We start from the raw sequence: 23,609 nt of genomic DNA on the forward strand, positions 1-23,609 counted from the left end.
CGAAGGCCGTCTGAAAAGTTTTCAGACGGCCTAAATCATGTTCTCAATAGTTGCCATTTATGCAACATTATTGGCAGATTGATGTCAGTAAGTTTGCATGATTGGAAATAAACCCTCTATAATCCGAACGTTTTTAATATTTTCATGCAAAGAAAGGAGCAAGCCATGACACGCAATACTTCAATCCGCTCAATCACATTCTTTGCAGCCCAAGCGTCGGTCTGACTTTCGGATAACGCTTTTCGCATTCCATGTCGCCCGCTTCGGGCTGCTTTCCCTACGATTATCGGCTAGAAACCAGGCCGTCTGAATATTTCGCAGACGGTGGATACCTATTGTCATCAGTTGTCGGTTTCTATCCGTTTTAAAGAAAGCATAAACACATGGGCAATTATCCCCATCATATTCAAATTATTGCCGACTCAAATACATGGATTGAAGGCAACGCTGTCGTACAGCTCGAAACCACCGCCCGATTACCGCATATGTTGCGCGTTGCCGGAATGCCGGATTTACACGCAGGGCGCGGTTATCCGGTTGGCGCGGCATTTTTCAGCGACCGTCATTTTTATCCTGCCTTGATTGGGAACGACATCGGTTGCGGCATGGCGTTTTGGCAGACCGATTTGCGCGCAGCCAAACTCAAACCGGCCAAACTCGCCAAACAGCTGGGCAATATCGATACGCCGTTGGATAAAGACGAACAGGTCGATTTATTAGGCGGCGCTGTCGATATGCGCCAATTTTCAGATGGCCTTGCCGTAGGTACGATTGGCGGTGGCAACCATTTTGCCGAGTTGCAAACCGTTGATACCGTTTATCGCGCCGATCTGCTTCCGCCCGATTTTGATGAAAACCATCTGCAACTGTTGGTGCATAGCGGTTCACGCGGATTGGGTCAGCAGATTTTGCAACGCCATATTGCGGCCTTTGGGCATCAAGGTTTGGCGGAAGAGGGCGAAGCGGCGGCAGCCTACCTTGCCGAACACCAAGCAGCCTTGGAATTTGCTAGCCTTAACCGCCGTTTGATTGCGGCCAGAATGCTCGACCGTTGGTGCACAGAAGGAACATGTCTGCTCGATGTCCATCATAATTTTTTGGAACAAACCGAGATTGACGGCACAACCGGTTGGCTGCACCGAAAAGGCGCAACGCCCACCGATAAAGGCTTGGTCATGATACCCGGTTCGCGTGGCGATTACAGCTATCTGGTCCGACCTGCCGAAGATTGCCAAATTTCGTTGAACACCTTGGCTCACGGCGCAGGTCGGAAGTGGCAGCGCGGCGAATGCAAAGGCAGGCTGTCGCACAAATATACTGCCGACAGCCTGCGTCAGACCGAGTTTGGCAGCGTAGTCGTTTGTCAGGATAAGGCCCTGATTTTTGAAGAAGCGCCACAGGCTTATAAAAGTATTGACAGCGTTATTGCCGCCATGAAAAACGCAGGTTTGATTGAATTGGTCGCGCGGTTCAAGCCTGTTTTGACTTATAAAACCGGCGGCGAGTGTGGGGCGTAAAGATGAAACAGAATACACCAGTGATTTATCTGCAAATTTCCACTGCGCAAGGGCCGGCAGAGTGCCGTATATTTGCCCGTTTCGTCTTGGGCAAGCTGCTTGCCGAAGCCCAAGCAAAAGACATTGATGCCGAACTTGTTACCGAAACCGCCGATAAGCACGGCATTTTGTTGGCAACGCTCAAATTGGAAGGGCAGCAAGCCGAAAGCTTGGCGCAAACTTGGCAGGGGACGCTCCAATGGATATGCCCCAGCCCTGTCCGCCCGAAACATCCGCGCAAAAATTGGTATATAGGCGTTTTCCGCTTGCCCGATATGCCGCAGACGTATGAAATGCCGTCTGAAAACGGAATCGAGTTTCAAACCTGCCGTTCGGGCGGCAAGGGTGGGCAACACGTCAATAAAACCGAGAGTGCCGTCCGCGCCACCCATAAAGAAAGCGGCATTTCCGTGCGGGTCGAGAGCGAGCGCAGCCAGCATGCCAATAAGAAATTGGCGGTCATGTTATTGGCGCAAAAGTTGGTGGAGCATCATGCCGGACAAGCTGGAAATTTTGCGCAGGAGCAGCACGCGCAACTCTATCAAGTTGAGCGCGGCAATCCGAAAAGGACGTTTGTCGGAGCTACGTTTAAGGAGAAATAATTTGCCTGCCGGATAAGTAGATATAGTGATCAATAAAAGGCCGTCTGAAAACTTTCAGACGGCCTTTTATCGTTTTATCGATTAGCGTTCGCTCAACGCTTGTTTCATACGCGTGATCGGTTTGATCAGGTATTGGAAGATGGTTTTTTCACCGGTTTTGATGTCTACCGTTGCAACCATGCCCGGAATAATCGGCATAGGTTTGCCGTTTTTGTCTTTCAGGGAGTTGTTTTCGGTTTGGACGAGAACGCGGTAATAAACTTGGTTCGGGTCAAGTTTTAAGTCGTTGGCACGGTTTTGCATGGAATTGCTGACGGTATCGGCACCGACGAGGGTAACCTTGCCTTCCAAACCGCCGTAGATGGAGTAGTCGTAGGCACTGACTTTAACCAATGCAGGTTGGCCTGCGCGGATAAAGGCGATGTCTTGCGGACGGATATAGGCTTCGACCAGCAGTTTGTCGTCAACCGGGACGATTTGCATGATGTCTTCGCCTGCGTTCACAACGCCGCCGATGGTCGTGACTTTTATGCCTTTGACGATGCCGCGCATAGGCGCGCGGATTTGCGAGCGTTCAACCGGGTCGGCACGCATGGCAACGTTTTCTTTGGATTGCGCCAGCTCGGATTCGGCTTGCAAAAGTTCGTTGTTGGCATCGGCTTTGTAGCGGTTGCGGCGCTCGGAAATTTGGGTGGCCAAATCGGCAGACTCACGGCGCATTCTTAAAAGTTCGACTTCGGAAACATAACCTTCGGAAACGAGAGGAGCAGTAATGGCAATCTCTCGATCAAGTGCAGCTTTACTTTGGGATAGGCCGTTGATGGCATCCACCATGACTTGGCGGCGTGCTTTGTAGGCGGCGATTTCGCGACGGCGAAGCTCGGGACCCACGCTGTCAGGGAAGGAGAGCTTGGTTCCGTAGGCTTCAGCTTTAAGGCGGGCAATAGTGGCTTCGAGGTTTGCGACTTTGGCTTCGCTTTCGCGCAAAACGGCGGAGCTGCGTGTGTCGTCGAGTTTCATCAGAATCTGATCTTTCTCGACCATATCGCCTTCTTTAACCATGATTTCGGTTACGATGCCGGGATCCAGGCTTTGGATTACTTGCTCACGGCTGCTGGGAATGATATTGCCGTTGCCACGGGTAACTTCTTCGACAGGGCTGTTGTAAGCCCAAATAACGAAGACAATCATGAGAATGAAAAACAGGATGATGACAATAAACTGGCCACTGTGTTTTTCTTTTTGAAGGGCGGCGTTGAGGTCGTTGATAAGGTCGAGATCTTTGGATTTGACGTTGTTTTCGCGGCTCATAATCGTGTGTCTTTATTGTGTTTGGTGGATTTTAACCATTAGGGCAGGCTGTCTGAAAGGGTAAGTAGGTTTCAGACTGCCTTTTGCTTTATCGTGCTGCCGATTGAGGGGTAGCGGCAGCTTGTTGATGCTGTTGTTTGACGTTGGCTGCTTTGGCCTGTTCGTTTTGCATGAGTTTTTGCAATACTAGGTCACGCGGGCCGTCCATCACGACTTTACCATTGTCCATCACAATGATGCGGTTGACGATTTGCAGCACTTGCGGACGGTGGGTCACCAAAAGCATGGTGCGGTTGCGTCCCCATTGGGCAATGGCATTGAGCGCCATGCGTTCGGTAGCCTGGTCCAGGCTGGTGGTCGGCTCGTCCAGCAGGACGACTTTCGGGTTGCGCAAGGTCATGCGCGCCAAGGCAATGATTTGTTTTTGACCGCCGGACAAGCCTAAGCCGTCTTCACCCAGAGGCATATCCAAACCGCGCGGATGGTTACGGATGATTTTGTCGAGGCCGAAGCGGTTGAGTGCAATCAGCAGGTCTTGGTCGGTAGAGTAGCTGCCGGTACGCGCCAAGTCCATGTTTTCGCGCAATGTACCGAGGAACAGGCGTGGCGATTGGCTCAACAGCAGGACTTGGTCGCGCAGGAAGTTGGGGTCAAGCTGGCGCATATCGACGCCGTCAAGGGTAACGTTGCCTTTTTCGGTATCGTACAGGCCGCTGGCCAGTTTGAGCATGGTGCTTTTACCGCTGCCGATACGGCCCAAAATGCCGACTTTTTCACCTGGTTTGATGGTCAGGCGCAAATCTTCGACGGCGCTGTTGTTGTCGGCTTGATATTTGAACGATACGTTTTCAAAGGTAATATTGCCTTGAACGTTGTCCAAAGTAATGTATTTGCGTTCCGGATTGCGCTCGATAGGGCGGGTAACGATGTCGTTTACGCCTTTGAGGGCAAGTTTGGCTTGTTGGAAGCGGGTAGCCAAACCGGCGATTTGTGCCAACGGCGCTAAAGCGCGGCCGGACAGAATCACGGAGGCAATCAATGCACCCATAGTAATGCGTTCCGCATGGTTGTCGGCGTGAATCAAATAGGTACCGACGACGACCAAGAAGACGGTATTGAGCTGCTGCATGGCAACGGCAAAGTTGACCATGAAGTTGCTGGTGTCTTTGACTTTGATAGAGGAAGCGGAAGTTTTGGCGGTGTATTCGTCCCAGCGTTGTTGCGCCCAAGATGTGGCGTTGTTGGTTTTCAGGGTTTCGATGCCTTCGATGGCTTCAACGGCAAGGCCGGAGCGTTGCGAACCTTCTTTCATCGATTCGTTGATGTGGCGCGAGAGCGGGCGTTGTACGACAAAACCGACAATCACGACAATCGGAATGATGGTCAGGGGAACGAGTGCCAATTTGCCGCCGACCATGGAAATTACGAAGATAAACAGCAGCAGGAAAGGCAAGTCGACAATGGTCAACAGGCTGGCACTGGTCATGAACTCGCGCACAGCTTCAAATTCGCGCAGGTTGCTGGCGTATGAGCCGGAAGAAGCAGGACGGTCTGCTAGACGCAATGCCATCACGCGGCGGAACAAGGCGGAGCTGATGATCAAGTCGGCTTTTTTACCGGCAATATCGGTTAAGTGGCCGCGGATCATCTTGGCGGCAAACTCAAACAAAATCGCCAAGACCACACCGATACTCAATACCCATAAGGTTTCATAGGCTTGGTTGGGAATCACGCGGTCGTACACATTCATCACATACAGGGAGCTGACGAGTGCAAGGAAGTTAATGATGATGGTGGCCAAGATGACTTGGTAGTAGTAGCTGCGGAAACGCCAAATGACTTTCCAAAACCATGCTTTGGGCAAATGGTATTCAGGCAGCTCCGAGCGCATATCGGTAGCCATTTTGGGTTTGATAAACCAGCAGTAGCCCAAATACAGGCCGGAGAGCTGCTCATGGCTGAGTTCCTGTTCCAAACCGTCAACCTGGCGGATATGGTATTTGCGCTCTTGTCCTGAGCCTTCGATTTTGGTGATGACCGCGGCCTCTTCGTTGTGCAGGATAATCATGACCGGTACGGCGAGCGAGGGGATGTCTTCCAGATTGCGTTTGGATAAGGTGTTTTCAAAGCCGTGGCTGCGCAGGACTTCGACCAGCGAGTGATAGTTGACCTTGAGCTTTTTGTCGCGCAGGACTTCGGCAGACAAAGCGGCTTCGGATACGGGCGCACCCAAAAGGCGGGTCACTAAAACGATGTGTTCAATGATGGCTTTCATATTTTTTCGCGTAATGTTTTTGGTTTAATCGGCGGATATGGCTTTATTTTTTTGCCAAACCGACCCAAGCGGAGATCTTGGCCTGGGTATTTAAATAGTCGAGTGCGGCATCGCGGAAATCGTTGCGAGCGGCAACATAATCCTGCTCGATGGAGGATAACTCGCTGTATGCGCTCAAAACGTCGGTCAGCGTACGTCTTGCAACTCTAAATTGCATTTCATAGGCTTTGATAACATCTTTTTGAGCGAGAATATGTTGAGCTGTTAACGCGGTGCGTTGTTCGCTTTCCTGCATATCGATGGCAGACGTTTGAACGCGTTCGTTCATGTCGCGAAGAATTTGTTCGGACTTGGCCTCGGCGGCAATCAATGATTTGGCATTGCGTTCCACATTGTGTCTTGCGGCAATATCCAGCACATTCCATGCAACGTTTAAATAAAGCTGTCTGGTGTTGCGCGTTGCACTGCCTTCCAAATTGAGGGCAGGCAGGCGTTCAGCTTTGGAAGCGTCCAAATCGGCACGGACGCTGTCGCGCTCGGCTAATTGCGCCTGATAGGATGGATTGTTGTTGCGATTGGGGGTGTTGAAGCGTTCGCTGATGGATTTCGCCGTGTCGTTTTTAAACGGATCTTCCAAATCGTTGGCGGTCAGTTGGCGCGAGGTATAGCGAGACAGGCGGCTCAGCGCCAAATCCATGGTGCGGCGTTGTTGGGCGATAATGTTGGCTACTTGCAGCTGGCGTGCGCGCGCTTCAATCAGTTCAAAGTGGCGGCCGGCATCCTGTTTGACGATTGTGGTCAGGGTTTTTATGAGAGCGTTATGGCGCGCCAAAGTCTGTTCGTTGAGGATCAGGGTTTCTTTTGCACGCAATGCGCTCAGGTAGAGGCGGCCGATATCGCTGCCCAGCTGCTCTTGGCTTTCGGTGTATTTGTGTTGATAGTATTCTTCGCGGCTGCGGTCGCGGCGGACGGCGGCTTCAATCGCACCCCATGAGTAAATGTTCACGCTGCCGCGCACGCCGATACCGTCATCCATATCGTTGCTGCTGTATTTATTGTGTTGTGCCAGCACTTTCGTGCCGGTCAGGGTAACAACGGGGTAATGGCGCGCACGCGTGGCTTTGGTTGTGCTTTGCGCCGCTTCTTGGGTAGCCTTGGCTTCACGCACAATCGGGTCGCTGATTAAAGCATCCCTGAGGATGTCTTGCAGGCTGTATGCAGAGGCCGTCTGAAACGGCAGCAGACAGCAGGCGACGGCAACGGCCGATGACAATAAACGGGGCTTTGTGGGGGAAGAATAAATATGCGACATGATTTTTAACCAAATGATTTATATATTATCGTTGTCCGTATCGGGTATCGCTTGAGGCATGGTCGGGCGAATTTTGAACGAGAACACATACATTTACAAAGCATAAAGCATTTTTTCCAGCTTTTCACAATATTCTGATAAAAGGTCGAGATACATGCCTTAAAGTATATTATTGCAAAGCGCGACTATCGTAATTTATGGTTTTAATGTAAGAAAGCTATCGATAAGGCCGTCTGAAAGGAATTCAGACAGCCTTTTTCAACCTTAATCCTTACGTTGCAATACTGCGGCAAAGAAGCCGTCGGTTTGGTGTTCTCCGGAGTTGAGACGCAGGTATTTTCCGGTATCCAAATCGACCTTCAGGCTTTGCAGAAGTTCGGCGCAGTTGACGAGTTCAAATTCGGGATGTTCGGACAGAAAACGTTCGACTTGCAGCTCGTTTTCTTCCGGCAACACGCTGCACGTGGCGTACACCAAGCGGCCTTGCGGTTTCACCAGTTTGGATGCGGCATCGAGGATGCTGTGTTGCTGTTCCAAAAGATTGGCCACGGTCTCGGTGGATTGGCGGTATTTGAGGTCGGGATTGCGGCGTAAAGTACCCAAACCGGAGCAGGGCGCGTCCACCAACACACGGTCGGCTTTGCCTGCCAGTCGGGCGATACGGGTATCGTGTTCGCTGCTGATGCGTTCAGGGTGGATGTTGGTCAGTCCGGCGCGGGTCATGCGCGGTTTGAGGTTGGCAAGGCGTTTTTCGGCGATGTCGAAGGCGTAGATTCTGCCTTTATTGGCCATTTGCGCGCCGACAGCCAAGGTTTTGCCGCCGGCGCCGGCACAGAAATCGACAATGATTTCGCCGCGTTTTGCGCCCACCAATAAGGCAAGCAGCTGGCTGCCTTCGTCTTGGACTTCCAGCGTGCCGTCCAAAAACAGCTCATGTTTGTTAAGCGTGATTTTGTTTTTCAGGCGGATGCCCCAAGGTGAATAAGGTGTGGCTTCTGCATCGGCACTTTCGGCTTGCAACAATGGCAGCACTTTATCGCGTTTGCCTTTCAAAGTATTGACGCGGATGTCGAGCGGGGCAGGTTGGTTGATGCTGCGTCCGAAGGTGAGGATTTCTTCTTCGCTCCAATGCTGTTGCAGTTGTTCCACCAGCCATTGCGGCAATTCTGCGGCGGTATTCAGGCCGTCTGAAAACTCGGTTTTACGGGCTTTCAAATTGCCGAGGAACTCTGTTTCTTCTTCATCAAGCAGGTCTTTGATTTGGCTGATGTTGGTGCTTCTGCCGAGAACCAGTGCGGCGAGTGCGGCTTTGCGCGGTTGCGCGTGCGGACGGCGCAGGGCGGTACTGATTTTTTGATAGTGGCGCAGCGCGGCAAAGGCGGTTTCGGCGATTTCGTGGCGGTCTTGGCGGCCGAGCTTTTTGTGTTCGCGGAAATAGGCGGAGAGGACGGCATCGGCAGGCTGTTTGAAAGTCAGCATTTCAGCCAAAACTTTGGCGGTATGGTCGAGTTGTGCGGCGTTCATAATGTAATGGGTTTCTCTTAAAGTTAGTAAAGGGTTTCAGACGGCCTTCATGATGCGTTCGATTTCGTGCCAAAAGCCGTCCGGCCGTAATTCCAAAACGGCAATCAAGCCTTGGTCGATACGGCGGATTTCGGTTGCATTCAATGTTTCGGTTTCGGCGACACGCGCAGGGGCGAGATAGGCCATGCGGTCGAGCAAGTGATAACACGCTTCTTGGCGTTCAAACGTATATTCCGCCCAGTCTTGAATATAGATGCCGCGCCAGCCGTATGGATTAAGTGGCGGCTCAAAAGCATGGAAACTGTGTGGAAAAAAGCCGATGCCGCGCACGATGGAAACAGGGAGCGGATTTTCCGGCAGGTCTTGTGCGGTTAAGGTTGCTTTGCCTTGCGGCGTATGCAGCAGCTGGGATTGCTGCACCAATTTGGCGGCTTTGTCCGTCAGCGTGTCTTTAGGATTGAGGCCGCGCAGGTTTTGCACTTGGTCTCCGCCGTAGTATTTACACGCCAGCTCGATATGGTAGGGCTGTTGGTTGAGGGAAACGACAAAATCCGCAGCACCTAAGGTTTGGCCGTCTGAAAAAACGGGCAGATTGTATGCGTGCAGTTCGGCGTGCGGCGCGTTGGCAAACCAAAATGCCAGCAGCTCTTCGGCATAAATGCCGAGACGGTGACCGAACGGGGCGCGTTGGGCAAGGTAATCCGTCAACGGCGCGGGATCGGCGTCCAATGCTAAAAGATAGCGGAAACCGTGTTCCCCCAATAATTCGCGCACGCTCAATTCGCAACCGCTTTGCCACAAAGGCGGCGCAGTCAGCAGCGAGGCGAGGTCGCGGACGGGTTGGCTGGTGAGTTTCCACCATAATGCGTCTAGGGCGTAATTCATGCTTATCCGAATATCAGTCATGCCGTCTGAAAAGCTGGAAACGTTTTCAGACGGCCTTAAATCAGTCTTTTTTATGGATACGGTGGCTGACGGTATTGAAAAAACCGCGCAGGATGTCGATGTCTTCGGTTTGCGTGTTGGCGCGTCCGAACAGGCTCTGCATACGGCGCATCAGGCGCTCGCCGTTACGGCGGTTGAAAAAGCCGATGTCGTTCATCAAGCTTTCCATGTGGGCGACCATGCCTTTGATTTGTTCGTGGGTCGCGGCGTGGTCTTCCTGTTGCAGATGGGTCATGGGCGAATCGGTTTGGCTGAAGATTTCGTAGCACACAACCTGCACGGCTTGGGCAAGGTTGAGCGAGAAATAGTCGGGATTGCCGTTGATGGTCATCAGTCGGTTGCAGGCTTGGACTTCTTCGATGCTCAAGCCGAAAGTTTCGTTGCCGAAAACCAGTGCCACTTTCTCGCCGCGGTTGGCGGCCTGCAGTAATTCGGGCACCAAATCGCGCGGGGTTTGCAGCGGCGCGGTGATTTCGCGGCGGCGGCTGGTCAAGGCGCAGGCGATGGTGGTGTCGGCAAGGGCTTCATCCAAAGAGGCGGCAATGGTGGCATTTTCCAAAACGTCTGCCGCGCCGGAAGCGAGGATGAAGCTTTCTTCCGGTAATTTAAACGATTGCGGATGCTCCGGATCGAATACGGGCGGATTCTCCGTCATCGGCGTTGCCATCAGATTGGGGGCGACGATGGTCAGTTTGTGCAGACCCATTGTTTTCATGGCGCGTGCGGCGGAGCCGATATTGGCAGGATGGCTGGTGCGCGTGAGGATGATGCGGATGTTGTCCAGATAAGCGGGCAGGGCGGGTTTTTCGGAAGTCATGTTTTGTTTTCTGTTTGTACGGGAATCAGGTATAATGCGCCATCTTTTTGTTTTCAGACGGCCTTTTTCCATGCCGTCTGAAATGTTCTTTAACAGCATCGGAAACGATTAACAGCCTCTTATGTGCCATGTTCGGCGCATTAGGGCGTATTTTACCTGAATTAGGAAGAAAACCATGAATCCGTTTTTAAATACCGCTTTCAAAGCCGCCCGTAAAGCAGGGCAAATGATGATTCGCGCCGCCGGCAATCTGGATGCCGTCAAAGTAGACAGCAAAGCATTCAACGACTTCGTTTCCGATGTTGACCGCAGCTCCGAGATGATTTTGGTGGAAGCGCTTAAAGAAGCCTATCCGCATCACAAAATCACTTGCGAAGAAGGCGGCTCCCACGGTAAAGCCACCGCCGAGTACGAATGGATTATCGACCCGCTCGACGGCACAACCAATTTCCTCCACGGCCATCCTCAATACGCTATCTCTATGGCACTCCTGCACAAAGGCGTGTTGCAAGAAGCTTTGGTGTACGCACCTGAGCGCAACGACGTATATATGGCTTCCCGCGGCAAAGGCGCGTTGCTCAACGACCGCCGCATCCGCGTTTCCAACCGCATCGAATTGAACCGCTGCCTGATCGGTACCGGCTTCCCTGTTGTCGATCAAAGCATGATGGACAAGTATTTGGCGATTTTGAAAGATTTCTTGGCCAAAACCGCCGGAGGCCGTCGTGAAGGCGCGGCTTCTTTGGATTTGTGTGCCGTTGCGGCCGGCCGTTTGGACGGTTTCTTCGAGTTCAACCTCAAACCTTGGGATATTGCTGCCGGTGCATTGATTGTCCAAGAAGCAGGCGGTATCGTTACCGATATGTCCGGCAATGAAGGCTGGCTGGAAAGCGGTGACATCGTTGCGGCCAATCCTAAAGTATTGGCGCAAATGCTGAAAATTATTTCTGACCACCAATAAACGTTTGTAGGGAACGGTCTGTATTTATCTTTGCAGGCTAGAGTTTCAATAATCGGTAAAAGGCCGTCTGAAATCTGAAATAGGGTTTCAGACGGCCTTTTGTTTTGTTGTTAACGAATTCGGATAAAAACTGAAAATACGGCTTTTAAAGGAAGCATTTTTAATTTTGTCTGTATTTTCTATTGCTTCGCAGTTATGATGTAGATACGTTTAGCTGAAATAATGCCGCGTGCAATCATAAAAATAGAAAGCAGAGGAGAATAATGAAACGAGATTTTGAAGCAGTAAAACGCATTGTCATTAAGATTGGAACCAGCTCTTTGGTGTTGCCAAACGGCAAAATCAATTTGGCAAAAATCGACCAACTGGCCTTTGTCATTTCCAGCCTGGTCGGTAAGGGCAAAGAAATTGTGCTGGTGTCTTCCGGCGCGATGGGCTTCGGGCTGAATGTCCTCAATATGGAAAAACGTCCGGCGGACATGGCGCAGCAACAAGCTGTTTCCAGCGTCGGCCAAGTGGCCATGATGAGCCTTTACTCGCAGATTTTTTCCCATTATCGGATGACGGTATCGCAAATCCTGCTGACGCGCGATGTGGTCGAATATCCGGAAAGTTTGGCAAATGTTACCAATGCTTTTGAATCCCTGCTTTCCATCGGCGTCATCCCTATTGTCAATGAGAACGACGCGGTCAGCGTGGACGAGATGGACCATGCGACCAAGTTCGGCGATAACGACCGTTTGTCGGCAGTCGTGGCGAAAATCGTTAAAGCCGATTTGTTGATTATGTTGTCCGATATCGACGGTTTGTTTGATAAAAATCCGGCCGTTCACGCCGATGCCAAGCTGCGCAGTCATGTGGCCGATATTACCGAAGAAATTATTGCTTCTGCCGGCGGCTCGGGCAGTAAGTTTGGTACGGGCGGCATGCTCAGTAAGATTAAGAGCGCGCAGATGATGTTTGAACATCACGGCCAGATGGTGTTGATGAACAGCGCCAATCCGCGCGATATTCTTCAGGTTTTAGATGGCGCGCCTATCGGAACTTGGTTTGCACAAGAGAAATAGGGAGGTTTGATGAACTATATCGAACAGTTGGGCAAGAATGCCCAAAAAGCCAGTAAAACGTTAATCAGCTTGGGAAGCTTGGAAAAAAACAATCTGCTGCGTCAGGTTGCAACGGCTTTGGTTGAACAGGCTGAGATGATTTTGGCAGAAAATGCCCGCGATTTGGCTGCTGCAAAAGAAAACGGCATTTCGGACATTATGCTCGACAGGCTGCGCTTGAATCACGAACGCATCAAAGGCATTGCGGAAGGCGTTGAGCAGGTTGCCGATTTGCAGGACCCGATTGGGCAGGTTGTCCGCGGCTATACCAATCTGGACGGTTTGAAGATTGTTCAAAAACGCGTGCCTTTGGGCGTGGTCGCCATGATTTTTGAAAGCCGCCCAAATGTTTCGGTCGATGCGTTTTCTTTGGCCTTTAAAACCGGCAATGCCATTATTTTGCGCGGCGGTCGCGATGCCATTTATTCCAATACCGCATTGATTGCCGTGATCAGGCAGACTTTGGTACAAGCGGGAATGGATGCCGATGTGGTGCAGCTGGTCGAAGATACCAGTCATGCCGCTGCCGAGGAATTGATGCAGGCGGTTGATTATATTGATGTGCTGATTCCGCGCGGCGGCGCGCGCTTGATTCAGACGGTGAAAGAGAAATCGAAAGTCCCCGTCATTGAAACCGGAGTCGGTAATTGCCATATTTATGTGGATGACAGTGCCGATTTGGAGATGGCAGTCGATATCGTCGTGAACGCGAAAACGCAGCGTCCGAGCGTGTGCAATGCCGCGGAGTCTTTGGTTGTCCATGAAAAGATAGCGGAAGCGTTTTTGCCCAAACTGGAAGAAGCCGTTGCCAAAGTGCATCCGGTCGAATTTAGAGCCGATCAAGAAGCATTGCGTATGTTTAAAAATGCTGTTTTGGCAACCGAGGAAGATTACAGTACCGAGTTTCTTGACTATATTATGTCGGTTAAAACGGTAAAATCGGTGGAAGAAGCCGTCGATTGGATTAACGGCCATACGACGCATCACTCGGAAGCGATTGTGACCCAAAGTATTGCCCATGCCGAGTTTTTCCAAGAAAGCATTGATGCGGCGGCGGTTTATGTCAATGCGTCCACTCGGTTTACCGACGGCTTTGTGTTCGGATTGGGTGCGGAAATCGGGATTTCCACCCAAAAAATGCACGCCCGCGGCCCGATGGGTTTGGAAGCGCTGACTTCGACCAAGTTCTACATCAACGGCAACGGTCAGATCCGACGTTGATAAACGCCCCTCAACTTCATCAATTTGCGTATAATGGCGGGAAATTTGATTTTCCCCGAACAACCGATTTAGTAAAAAGGAACACACCATGTCCTCTATCCACGATCAAATCAAAGAAGTCGTTACCACACACCGCGTCGTATTGTTCATGAAAGGCACGAAGCAATTCCCGCAATGTGGCTTCTCTTCCCGTGCCGTACAAATCCTGAATGCGGCAGGTTGTACCGACTATGTAACCGTCAACGTATTGGAAAACGATGCCGTACGCCAAGGCATTAAAGAATACAGCGACTGGCCGACCATTCCTCAACTGTACGTCAACGGCGAATTTGTCGGCGGCTCCGACATTTTGATGGAAATGTACGAAGCCGGCGAATTGCAAGAATTGTTGAAAGCTTAAGCATTTTAAATATTCACGCAATGTAAAATTGTTGACAAAGGCCGTCTGAAACCCTGATTCAGACGGCCTTTCGCATGAATACGCACTTTGCGCGCCATGCGAAAAAAAGTATAATTCCCCTCCATCAACGCAATTCGGAAAATCAACATGAACGTTACCGTTATCAACCACCCTTTAGTCCGCCACAAACTCACGCTGATGCGTGAAGCGGATTGCAGCACTTACAAATTCCGCACGCTTACCACCGAGTTGGCACGTCTGATGGCATATGAGGCCAGCCGTGACTTTGAAATTGAAAAATACATTATTGACGGCTGGTGCGGCTCTATCGAAGGCGACCGCATCAAAGGCAAAACGCTGACCGTCGTCCCGATTTTGCGTGCCGGTTTGGGTATGCTCGACGGCGTACTCGACCTGATTCCGACTGCCAAAATCAGCGTTGTCGGATTGCAGCGCGATGAAGAAACTTTGAAACCGGTTTCTTATTTTGAAAAATTTGTCGACAGCATGGACGAACGTCCCGCGCTGATTATCGACCCGATGTTGGCGACCGGCGGCTCTATGGTTGCCACCATCGACCTTTTGAAAGCCAAAGGTTGCCGCAACATCAAAGCATTGGTATTGGTTGCCGCACCGGAAGGCGTGAAAGCCGTCAACGAGGCGCATCCTGATGTAACCATTTACACTGCCGCGCTCGACAGCCACTTGAACGAACACGGCTACATCATCCCCGGTTTGGGCGATGCCGGCGATAAGATTTTCGGTACACGTTAATTGAAATGTTTAAGGCCGTCTGAAAAGTGTCAAACCTAAAATTTCAGACGGCCTTGTTATATGGTTTGCTTTAAAACCCACATCAGAAAGGATAATCATGAGCTTCCAAGACAATCTGGCCGCCATGCCTGCCATCGATCATTTAAGCGGCTTGGATATTCTCGACAAAGAGGGCAATGTGGTTCATCACATTCCCAATGCACCCGGCAAACAAGGCTCGCTTAAGCTTTACCATGCTTTGGCGCAAGAGTTTGACAGCAAGCTGGACGTAGCGGCGGCAGAACGCGGCCTGGCATGGTTTGCCGAACATGTTGCCGATGCCGAAGCCAATCCGGGTAAGCATCCGAATATTGATTTGCTGTTTAAAGTGAAGACTGACAATATCAGCCTGACTTTGAAACCCTTGGCTGCTTAATGAATACAAAAAAGGCCGTCTGAAAACAAGTTTCAGACGGCCTTTTTATATACTTAAAGCCTTAAGCGATAGAAGCTTCAACGAATGCAGTCAGTTGACCTTTAGCCAATGCGCCGACTTTAGTGGCAACGTTTTCGCCGTTTTTGAACACCATCAGGGTAGGGATGCCGCGAACGCCGAATTTGGCAGGAGTGGCTTCATTGTCGTCGATGTTGATTTTAACGACTTTCAGACGGCCTTGGAATTCGGAGGCAATGTCGTCCAAGATTGGGGCAATCATTTTGCAAGGGCCGCACCATGGTGCCCAGTAGTCCAGCAGTACAGGTACGTCAGATTTCAAAACGTCTTGTTCGAAGTTGGCATCGCTGGTATGGATAATCAATTCGCTGCTCATGTTTGTTTCCTTTTAAATCAGGATTAATAAATGTGTTGTTTAGAATAGTGGCAGACAGGGAAAATTTCAAGTGCCGCCACCCGGTAATAGTTTTTTTGAAATGTGCCTATCGTAATCCTTAAAGATTCAGACGGCCTCTTGAACCATGTGGCCGGAGTGGGCAATCAAATGGCGCGTATAGTCGCTGCTTGGATTGGCAAACACGTTTTCGCATTCGCCTTCTTCAACGATTTTGCCGTCTTTCAACACCATCACGCGGTGGGAAATGGCGCGGATCACGGCGAGGTCGTGGCTGATGATGATGAAGGCGAGGCCGTATTCTTTTTGCAGGCTGCTGAGCAATTCAAGGATTTGTTGTTGCCATTGGACATCAAGCGCGCTGGTTGGTTCGTCCAATACGAGGATTTTCGGACGGACAATGATGGCGCGGGCGATGGCGAGGCGTTGGCGCTGGCCGCCGGAGAATGCGTGCGGATAGCGTTCGAGTGCATCTTCGGGCAGGCCGACTTGTTTAAGGACTTCTTCGACGCGACGGCGCATTTCTTCGCGCGGCATTTCAGGTTCGTGAACGCGCAAGGCTTCGGAAACGGTATCGAAGACGTTCATGCGCGGATTGAATGCGCCAAACGGGTCTTGGAACACCATTTGAATTTCACGGCGCAATTCGTGTCGCCATGGCTCGCCGTTGATGTGCAAGCTGCCTTCGGAGTCGATAAGGTGCATAACGGCTTTTGCCAGCGTGGTTTTGCCGCAACCACTTTCGCCGATGATACCCAATGTTTCCCCCGATTTGAGATCGAAAGAAACGGGGTTGAGAATGGTTTTGTCTCGTTTTTTAAACCAGCCGTCTGATTCTTTGACGGAGAAGGCGATTTGTTCGGCCTTAAGGACGGTAGCAGGGTTTTCAGGCAAAGGAGCCACTCGGCGTGTTGTGCCGGCGTTGAGCAACATTTTGGTGTATTCGTGCTGCGGATTGGCGAAGACTTCGGTTGCTTTGCCGGTTTCGAGAATACGGCCGTTGCGCATAACGGCGACATCGTCGGCAAAACGGCGCACAAGGTTCAAGTCGTGCGTAATGTAGAGCATGGTCATGCCGTGTTCTTCCTGCAGGCGTGAGAGCAGGTCGAGGATTTGGGCTTGAACGGCAACGTCCAAAGCGGTGGTTGGCTCGTCGGCAATCAGGAGCTTGGGCTGGGCTGATACGGCCATGGCAATCATGGCGCGTTGGCGTTGGCCGCCGGAAAGTTGGAAAGGATAGGCCTGGGCTTTTTGCTCGGGCTGGTGGATGCCGGTTTCGTCTAGGAGTTCGATAGCACGCGCCCATGCCTGTTTTTTATCTAAACCCAAATGCAGGGACAGGACTTCGGCGATTTGTTCGCCGACACGCATGACGGGGTTGAGGGCGGTCATGGGTTCTTGAAACACCATGCCGATTTCGCGGCCGCGCAGTTTTTGTAGGGCACGTTCGGACTGGGTCAGCAGATCGGTTCCGCAATATTTCAGACTGCCTTCAAAGGTAACCATCGGATTGAGGCGCATAATGCCTTGCGACAATACGGTTTTACCGCTGCCGCTCTCGCCGACCAATGCCAGTTTGCGGCCGGGTTGCAGGGTAAGGTTGATATCGTGCAAAACTTGTTTGCTCGGAAAGGAGCCGTTTAGGTTTTCGATTTCGAGTATAGGTGTAGTCATGGTCGTGGCCATCTGAAAAGTTTGTTGATGACAGGTTTTTTCAGACGGCCTGTATGAATCAAGGGGCCGTCTGAAACAGCGGTTTAATCTTGAAACTGTTCTTTAAGTTTGCGTTTTAATACTTTGCCGGTGGCATTGCGCGGCAGCTCGTCTTGGAAGATGACTTGTTTGGGGATTTTAAAGTTTGCCAACAGGCCGCGCAGGTGGCTGCGGACTTCGGCTTCTTCCAGTTTCATGCCTTCTTTGAGTTGGATAAAGGCAATGATTTCTTCATCGGCGTATTGGTCTTTCACACCGATGACGGCAGTGGCTTCCACAGCTTCGAGTTTGTAAATGGCTTCTTCGATTTCGCGCGGATAGACGTTTTGGCCTTTGGAGATAATCAGGTCTTTTTTGCGGTCAACGATGAAGATGAAGCCGTCTTCGTCTATGGTGACGAAGTCTCCGGTTTTCAGCCAACCGTTGACGATGGTTTCATCTGTGGCGTCAGGCATATTGAGGTAGCCTTGCATCACCGAGTCGCCTTTGATGATGAGTTCGCCCACTTCGCCGCGCGGCACTTCGATCAATTCGTCATCCACGGCTTTCACGGTCAAGCCGGGCAGGGCAACGCCGACGCTGGCGGTTTTTTGGCGGTCGGGCGTATTGACGGCCACGACGGGCGAGCATTCACTCAAGCCGTAGCCTTCCAGCAATTTGGCACGCGGAAATTTGGCTTTAAAGTCGTCAATGGTTTGTCCGGCCAGAGGCGCGCCGCCGCTGATAAACAGACGGACGCGGTTGAACCATCTGAAATACCAAGGGATTTTAGTCTTACTCATGGCGGTGTAAATGGCCGGTACGCCGAGGAAAATGGTAGCGCGTTTGAGTAAAACCTGTTTCAGCACGTTGGAGAACGGGAAGACGGATTTGACCAAAATAATCGAGCAGGCTTGATATATCGGCAGTAAAACCATGGCGGTCAGCGTAAAGCTGTGGAACATGGGCAAGAAGACGACGAAGCGGTCTTTTTGCGAAATTTGGAAAATTTGTTCGATGCCCGAAAGATTGGAAAACAGGTTGCTGTAACTGATTAATGCGCCTTTGGGGTGGCCGGTTGTGCCGGAGGTGTAGATAATGTGCGCCAAATCGTTGACGGACGGCTGACGGCTCAGATTCGGCTTGCCGGGGAATGTACGCGCGGCATCGAAATAGCTGTCATCGCCACTGGCGGCGTTGGTTTCGCCAATCCAGATGATTTTATTGACTTTGGTTTTGGCTTTGATGTTTTTGAGTTCTTTGGCCAACGGCGCGGAGGCAAACATAAAGCGTGCGTCGCAGTCATTGAGGATGTAGGAAAATTCTTCGCTTTTCAAAAAGACGTTGAGTGGGACGGCTACCGCACCGATGGAAGTAATGGCGAAATAGGCGGCAATAAATTCGGGAGAGTTGGAAACGACAAGGGCGACCCTGTCGCCATATTGTACGCCTTCGTGTTGCAGATAGGCGGCGACGGTTTCTACTTCGCGTTTGAGGGAGGAATAGCTGATTTTTTCTTTGTCGTTGAAAATGACCGTGCCTTTACTGTTTTTTTGGCAGGCTGCAGTCAGCATAGCGTAAAAATTAGAGTGGGTGTGCATTTCGGAGTTTGTGTCCATATTGTGTCGATTGATGTACGGTTTCGATGAACCGTTTATTTCGAAGGATAGGTTTTACATCCTATCGGTAAAATAAGCAAGAGGCCGTCTGAAAATACTTTCAGACGGCCTTGAGCTTTGCTGGGCTTAGGAAAGCAATATTTTGAATTTAAATTCATTTATTGTGTTGATGGAAATATTTCCATTCTTCAAAAGTCTGCCCTTCGGAAGATAGCACAAGCCGATTGCGTTTCTGTCTCGGGTCATTTCGAGTTTACTGCTAAGTTTGAGGCAGAAACCGGATGACGGGTAGGCAATGCCGATGGTAGAAACTCTGGGCTTAACCGTTGTTCAGACGGCTGTCGGGTACTTTCTTAAACAGGCGATAGAAATTGTCGCTGGTGTTTTGTGCCAATGTTTCCAAGCTCTCGCCGCGCAGATTGGCTACGAATTCGGCTGTATAGCGGACGTAGGACGGCTCGTTTTGTTTGCCGCGTTTGGGAACCGGCGCGAGGAAGGGGGCATCGGTTTCTACCAAGATTCTATCGGCAGGGACGTATTTGGCGGCTTCCTGAATCAGCGGCGCGTTTTTAAACGTCACAATGCCGGAGAAGGAAATGTATAAGCCCAAATCTAAAGCGGCTTTGGCAAAGGCGACGTCTTCGGAGAAGCAGTGGATCACGCCGGAGTTGGTGTGGCACTCTTTCAAAATCCGCAAGGTGTCTTCGGCCGCATCGCGCGTGTGGACGATAACGGGCAGGCCGCTTTCGTTGGCGGCTTGGATGTGGTCGGCAAAGCGTTGATGCTGCCATGACAAATCGCCTTTGCACCAGTAATAGTCCAAACCGGTTTCGCCGATACCGACGATTTTCGGATGTTTGGCCGCTTCTACCATTTCGGCAACGGTAAATTCTTCCGCTTCTTGGCTGTCGGGATGTACGCCGATGGTGCAGTAGATGTGGTCGTGCGCCTGGGCAATGTCGAAGACTTCGGCAAAACTTTGTTTGCTGACGCTGATGGCAAGCGCCTGTTTGACGCTTTGCGCTTCCATATTGGCAAAGACTTCGGGCAGGCGGTCTTTTAGGCCGTCAAAGTTGAGATGGCAATGTGAATCGATTAAATGCATGGTATTACAGGGTAAAAGTAGTGCGGTCGCTGCGCAGGCGCGGACCGAGCTCGGCTTCGATCAGGTTTTTTGCCTGCTGGCAGCTTTCGTGTTCGGAAAAGGCAAGGCCTACGCCTTTGGGGCGGTGGGCCGAGGTGCGCGCCGGATTGATCCAAACGACTTTGGTTGGCAGGAAGCGTTTGGGATAGTCGGCGATTTCTACGGCCAAGAGGATGTCTTCGCCTAGGGAGAATACGTCATCGGTCGGCACGAACAGGCCGCCGTGTTCTAAAAACGGCATATAGCAGTTGTACAACAAATTGGGGTCTTTGAGTTGCAAAGCCAACATCTTCGCCGGAATGTCTTTTTTATTCATCATTTATTACCTGTTAGGGTTTGTTTTGCCAAAAATCTAAATATTCGATAAGCAGATACTCAAGCTGCATTTTAACACTCAAGGTATGGTATCCGTAAGGGTTGAGCGCGTTCAGACGGCCTAATAGGGAAAACAGCCTGCGTGAATCGGTTTTGGAGGCCGTCTGAAGCAGGGCTTGGGCATGGTGCGGATAATAAAGCGGCGCCATGCTTTGTTGTGCCAAGCCGACATCCGTCAGCCACTTTTGCAGCCAGTCGATGAAAACGGCCAGCGGTTGCTTTTGTTTGTCAAACGCAGCAGCGTAGTCGAGTATGGCCAACAGGCGCGGGGCGGCCAGCAGCGTCAGCAACTCTTCGCGCAATGCGTCCAATTCGGGAGCCGGTGTGAATAAAGGCGCGCCGCTGTGGAATGCCAACAAGGCTTCGGCATTCTCCACGCCCTGTTGACGCAGATATGCCGCAGCCTGCTCATGGGTCGGCGAGGGCAGCACCATCTGGCGGCAACGGCTTTTGATGGTGGGCAGGAGTTTGTCGCGTGCGTGGGTAACGAGCAGGAAAACAACGTGTTGCGGCGGCTCTTCCAAAGCTTTTAACAAACCGTTTGCCGCCTGTGTATTCATGCTTTCCGCCGGATGTACCAATACCACGCGCAGGCAGCCTCGGACAGCGGTCAGGTAAATGTTTTCCACAATATCGCGCACGGCATCGATTTTGATTTGCAGGAGTTTGCGTCCTATTGCCTCGCCTTCGGGAATTTCCGGCGTGAGTTCGTAAAAGTCGGGATGCGTGTTTTGGCTGAACAAATGGCACGAAGCGCACTCGCCGCAGGGTTCATGACCGGACTTGGGCGATTCGCACAGCAATGCCTGCGCGACAAAGCGGGCAAACTCGGTTTTGCCGGTATTTTCTTTGCCGGTAAACAGCCAAGCGTTGGGACGGTTTTGCCAATGGGCGGCGAGCTGTTGCCATTGGGTTTCATGCCATGGATAAATCATATCGTTTGGGAACTATAAGGTAGGTGGTTATTATACGCTCAGGCCGTCTGAAAAAGTTTTCAGACGGCCTTTAATAAGCTGCCTAAAAATTAATCAAATATCGTTTTGTTTTGAAATATCAAACATTAAGCCGACTTATTCACAGCCTTTGCACACGCTTGTCTGGGGAAAATGTGCATTTTGTCCGGCGGTAAAGTTGTGCTTAAAATTTAGGCAGTCCTATTTTTTAATTTTAAATCAGACAGTAATCTGATTTATGCACAAGCTGTCCACGCGATTGAACAGTGAAAATGTGCATGGTGGGGATACATTTCAGACGGCCTTATTTGCTGATTTTCAACAAAGCAGTCAAATCCCCGATAAATTTTGGTTCCCGTTTGATGAGGTAAATAATCAAAGGAAGATTACCCACGGCAACAATCAAATACAGCAGCGTAATGCTGTCGAACAACATCAGCAAAACCGTGCTCAAAATAGCAGCCGACACCATAAATACGCCGTTGATGATGTTGTTGGCGGCGACAGCGTGGGCGCGGAAGGTTTCGCTGCTGGCGGTTTGCAGCCAAGTGTAGAGTGGTACGGAGAAAAAGCCGCCGAAAAAGCCGATGGCCGACATCACGAGCATAATCGGATACGCTTGGGCCTGCGATAAAAACCAAATAATGCCGTTTAATTCGGTAAAGCGTTGGCCTTGGGTCAGCCACACCAACAATAATCCACAGACCGTCAGCCCCAGAGTACCGATGGTAACCAAGCCCAAAATCAGGCGCTCGTGGCTGAGTTTGGCGCATAATACCGAGCCGATGGCGATGCCGATGGAGAACAGCGCCAACATCAGGTTGAACACATTATCGTTGCCGCCCAAATGGATTTGCGTGAACGTCGGCAGTTGGGTGGTATAAACCGAGCCGACAAACCAAAACCATGAAATACCGATGATGGAAGTGAATACGGGGCGGTCGGCCACCGCTTCTCGAATTAGCGAATTCGTGCCTTTGATGATGTTCCATTCGATTTTTGTGTCCGGCATTTTAGCGGCTACAGACGGCATAAACAGGCTGGTCATCGTGCCGCCGATAGCGACCAATAACACCAAACCGCCAACAATATACGGCGGAACGCCTGCGACTGCGGTGCCCAAAATCTGGCCGAGCAAAATGGCGATAAACGTACCCGATTCAATCAGGCTGTTGCCCATAATCAGCTCTTTGTCGTTGAGGTAATCGGGCAAAATGGCGTATTTCAGCGGGCCGAACAGGGTCGATTGCGTACCCATGCAAAACAGGCAGATTAAAAGCAAAGGCGCGGATTGGATGTAGAAGCCATATGCCGCCACTGCCATAATGATGATTTCCAACAGCTTGATCCAGCGCGCCAAAACGGCTTTGTCGAATTTGTTGCTCAGCTGCCCTGAGAGCGCGGAAAACAGGAAATAGGGCAGGATAAACAGCATTGCGCCCAAGTTCAGCATTTGGCTGGACGGCAGAAAGTCGTTTTTGCCCAAACCGTAAAAACTGATCATCACGAATAATGCGGTTTTGAACACATTATCGTTAAACGCGCCCAAAAACTGCGTCCCAAAGAGCGGCGCAAAACGGCGGGTCGTGTGGAAATTCAGATTGTCTTTTTTAAGGCTCATTGTTCAGATTCTTTGTTTTCGTCTTTTTCGATCAGTTTTTCAGTGGAGTCGTCGTCCATCAAAATGCGGTGTGCAGGTCCTTCAAGGTCGTCAAACTGTCCGTTTTTACCCGACCACCAGAAAAACCAGCCGATAATAAAGGCCAAAATAATGCTGATGGGGACAAGGATAAACATACTTTCCATTACATCGCTCCGGTCAAATCGGTCAGGATAAAGGTTTTGCCGCTGACTGTCAGGTATTCGTTGCGCAGCGCGCCGATGTTTTTATCGTCAAAAAACAATTCGATACGGTCTTTAACCACGCGCCAGTATTGCGGAATATCGGTTTGCTCGAAAGGCGACAATACCGCCGCTGCGGCTGCGTCTTCACTTTGCAGCTTGATTGCGAAGCGTCCGCTTTGCGGCGGATTTTGCGACTCATCGTCTGCCAACATAATAAAAAATCCGGCATGCTCGCCGTCTTGAGTATGGATACTGAAATAATGCATATTGAAAATTCTTCAAAACCGCCGTCATTTTTCAGACGGCCTAAAATAAAATTCCGTCCATTTTACATCAAATATTAAGTCAAG

23 protein-coding genes are annotated in these 23,609 nt (G+C 50.9%); 8 read left to right on the forward strand and 15 right to left on the reverse strand.

The genetic code is table 11. From position 1 onward, the window contains the following. Positions 1-383: 383 nt before the first annotated feature. Both HMPREF2675_RS06440 and prfH read left to right on the forward strand, forming a co-directional pair. Positions 384-1,517 (forward strand): RNA ligase RtcB family protein, encoded by a 1,134-nt coding sequence (locus HMPREF2675_RS06440; RefSeq protein ID WP_070814448.1) that lies wholly within the window; start codon positions 384-386, stop codon positions 1,515-1,517. Between the two features lie 2 nt (positions 1,518-1,519). Continuing rightward, positions 1,520-2,158: a peptide chain release factor H gene (prfH, locus tag HMPREF2675_RS06445; RefSeq protein ID WP_083323891.1), complete on the forward strand. Its 639-nt coding sequence runs from the start codon at positions 1,520-1,522 to the stop codon at positions 2,156-2,158. An 81-nt stretch (positions 2,159-2,239) separates the two neighbouring features. Here the strand turns inward: prfH and HMPREF2675_RS06450 are convergent, their stop codons facing one another. The 6 genes from HMPREF2675_RS06450 to HMPREF2675_RS06475 all read right to left on the reverse strand — a co-directional run bounded on the left by HMPREF2675_RS06450 (position 2,240) and on the right by HMPREF2675_RS06475 (position 10,342). After that, positions 2,240-3,469, reverse strand: coding sequence for an HlyD family type I secretion periplasmic adaptor subunit (locus HMPREF2675_RS06450; protein WP_070814449.1), 1,230 nt, complete (start codon positions 3,467-3,469; stop codon positions 2,240-2,242). Positions 3,470-3,557: 88 nt separating this feature from the next. After that, on the reverse strand, positions 3,558-5,744 hold the full coding sequence (locus tag HMPREF2675_RS06455) for a type I secretion system permease/ATPase (protein ID WP_070814450.1): 2,187 nt from the start codon (positions 5,742-5,744) through the stop codon (positions 3,558-3,560). A gap of 43 nt (positions 5,745-5,787) precedes the next feature. Further along, positions 5,788-7,017: a TolC family protein gene (locus tag HMPREF2675_RS06460; RefSeq protein ID WP_070814494.1), complete on the reverse strand. Its 1,230-nt coding sequence runs from the start codon at positions 7,015-7,017 to the stop codon at positions 5,788-5,790. A 303-nt stretch (positions 7,018-7,320) separates the two neighbouring features. Further along, positions 7,321-8,580 (reverse strand): RsmB/NOP family class I SAM-dependent RNA methyltransferase, encoded by a 1,260-nt coding sequence (locus HMPREF2675_RS06465; protein ID WP_070814451.1) that lies wholly within the window; start codon positions 8,578-8,580, stop codon positions 7,321-7,323. Between the two features lie 36 nt (positions 8,581-8,616). Beyond that, positions 8,617-9,486, reverse strand: coding sequence for a DUF1853 family protein (locus HMPREF2675_RS06470; protein ID WP_004519519.1), 870 nt, complete (start codon positions 9,484-9,486; stop codon positions 8,617-8,619). Positions 9,487-9,526: 40 nt separating this feature from the next. Then, on the reverse strand, positions 9,527-10,342 hold the full coding sequence (locus tag HMPREF2675_RS06475) for an RNA methyltransferase (RefSeq protein ID WP_039862042.1): 816 nt from the start codon (positions 10,340-10,342) through the stop codon (positions 9,527-9,529). A gap of 175 nt (positions 10,343-10,517) precedes the next feature. Here HMPREF2675_RS06475 and HMPREF2675_RS06480 point away from each other — a divergent pair, with 175 nt between their 5' ends. The 6 genes from HMPREF2675_RS06480 (at position 10,518) to HMPREF2675_RS06505 (ending at position 15,219) form a co-directional block, all read left to right on the forward strand. Beyond that, the gene (locus HMPREF2675_RS06480; RefSeq protein ID WP_049344131.1) at positions 10,518-11,303 is read left to right on the forward strand and encodes an inositol monophosphatase family protein; all 786 of its coding nucleotides are present in this window, start codon (positions 10,518-10,520) and stop codon (positions 11,301-11,303) included. 263 nt (positions 11,304-11,566) lie between these two features. After that, complete coding sequence (gene proB, locus HMPREF2675_RS06485) at positions 11,567-12,370, forward strand: glutamate 5-kinase (RefSeq protein WP_003746044.1); 804 nt, start codon at positions 11,567-11,569, stop codon at positions 12,368-12,370. Between the two features lie 6 nt (positions 12,371-12,376). Further along, a complete protein-coding gene (locus HMPREF2675_RS06490; protein WP_283127806.1) occupies positions 12,377-13,630 on the forward strand; it encodes a glutamate-5-semialdehyde dehydrogenase in 1,254 nt (417 codons plus the stop codon). Between the two features lie 88 nt (positions 13,631-13,718). Then, positions 13,719-14,030: a Grx4 family monothiol glutaredoxin gene (gene grxD, locus HMPREF2675_RS06495; RefSeq protein ID WP_003681608.1), complete on the forward strand. Its 312-nt coding sequence runs from the start codon at positions 13,719-13,721 to the stop codon at positions 14,028-14,030. 147 nt (positions 14,031-14,177) lie between these two features. Next, complete coding sequence (upp, locus tag HMPREF2675_RS06500; RefSeq protein ID WP_003746048.1) at positions 14,178-14,804, forward strand: uracil phosphoribosyltransferase; 627 nt, start codon at positions 14,178-14,180, stop codon at positions 14,802-14,804. 97 nt (positions 14,805-14,901) lie between these two features. Continuing rightward, positions 14,902-15,219, forward strand: coding sequence for a DUF2322 family protein (locus HMPREF2675_RS06505; RefSeq protein WP_070814453.1), 318 nt, complete (start codon positions 14,902-14,904; stop codon positions 15,217-15,219). Positions 15,220-15,280: 61 nt separating this feature from the next. Here HMPREF2675_RS06505 and trxA read toward each other — a convergent pair whose 3' ends face one another. From trxA to HMPREF2675_RS06550, 9 genes are all read right to left on the reverse strand, one after another. After that, positions 15,281-15,613, reverse strand: a complete 333-nt coding sequence (gene trxA / locus HMPREF2675_RS06510; protein WP_070814454.1) for a thioredoxin TrxA — start codon at positions 15,611-15,613, stop codon at positions 15,281-15,283. A 126-nt stretch (positions 15,614-15,739) separates the two neighbouring features. Beyond that, positions 15,740-17,305: an ABC transporter ATP-binding protein gene (locus tag HMPREF2675_RS06515; RefSeq protein ID WP_070814455.1), complete on the reverse strand. Its 1,566-nt coding sequence runs from the start codon at positions 17,303-17,305 to the stop codon at positions 15,740-15,742. Positions 17,306-17,388: 83 nt separating this feature from the next. Continuing rightward, on the reverse strand, positions 17,389-18,942 hold the full coding sequence (locus HMPREF2675_RS06520; protein WP_070814456.1) for a fatty acid--CoA ligase: 1,554 nt from the start codon (positions 18,940-18,942) through the stop codon (positions 17,389-17,391). Between the two features lie 319 nt (positions 18,943-19,261). Next, the gene (locus HMPREF2675_RS06525; protein ID WP_070814457.1) at positions 19,262-20,047 is read right to left on the reverse strand and encodes a TatD family hydrolase; all 786 of its coding nucleotides are present in this window, start codon (positions 20,045-20,047) and stop codon (positions 19,262-19,264) included. A gap of 4 nt (positions 20,048-20,051) precedes the next feature. Then, the gene (locus HMPREF2675_RS06530) at positions 20,052-20,405 is read right to left on the reverse strand and encodes a PilZ domain-containing protein (protein ID WP_003746058.1); all 354 of its coding nucleotides are present in this window, start codon (positions 20,403-20,405) and stop codon (positions 20,052-20,054) included. Positions 20,406-20,415: 10 nt separating this feature from the next. Further along, a complete protein-coding gene (locus tag HMPREF2675_RS06535) occupies positions 20,416-21,396 on the reverse strand; it encodes a DNA polymerase III subunit delta' (RefSeq protein ID WP_070814458.1) in 981 nt (326 codons plus the stop codon). A gap of 322 nt (positions 21,397-21,718) precedes the next feature. Further along, positions 21,719-23,035, reverse strand: a complete 1,317-nt coding sequence (locus HMPREF2675_RS06540) for an MFS transporter (RefSeq protein WP_070814459.1) — start codon at positions 23,033-23,035, stop codon at positions 21,719-21,721. Further along, entirely contained in the window at positions 23,032-23,220 is a 189-nt protein-coding gene (gene ccoS / locus HMPREF2675_RS06545) for a cbb3-type cytochrome oxidase assembly protein CcoS (RefSeq protein ID WP_004520838.1), read from the reverse strand. Before ccoS ends, HMPREF2675_RS06540 begins: the two co-directional genes overlap by 4 nt. Next, the gene (locus HMPREF2675_RS06550; protein ID WP_070625817.1) at positions 23,220-23,525 is read right to left on the reverse strand and encodes an HLGFF motif protein; all 306 of its coding nucleotides are present in this window, start codon (positions 23,523-23,525) and stop codon (positions 23,220-23,222) included. Before HMPREF2675_RS06550 ends, ccoS begins: the two co-directional genes overlap by 1 nt. Between the last annotated feature and the right edge of the window lie 84 nt (positions 23,526-23,609).

This window comes from Neisseria sp. HMSC061H08, assembly GCF_001836795.1.
Taxonomy (GTDB): domain Bacteria; phylum Pseudomonadota; class Gammaproteobacteria; order Burkholderiales; family Neisseriaceae; genus Neisseria; species Neisseria subflava_A.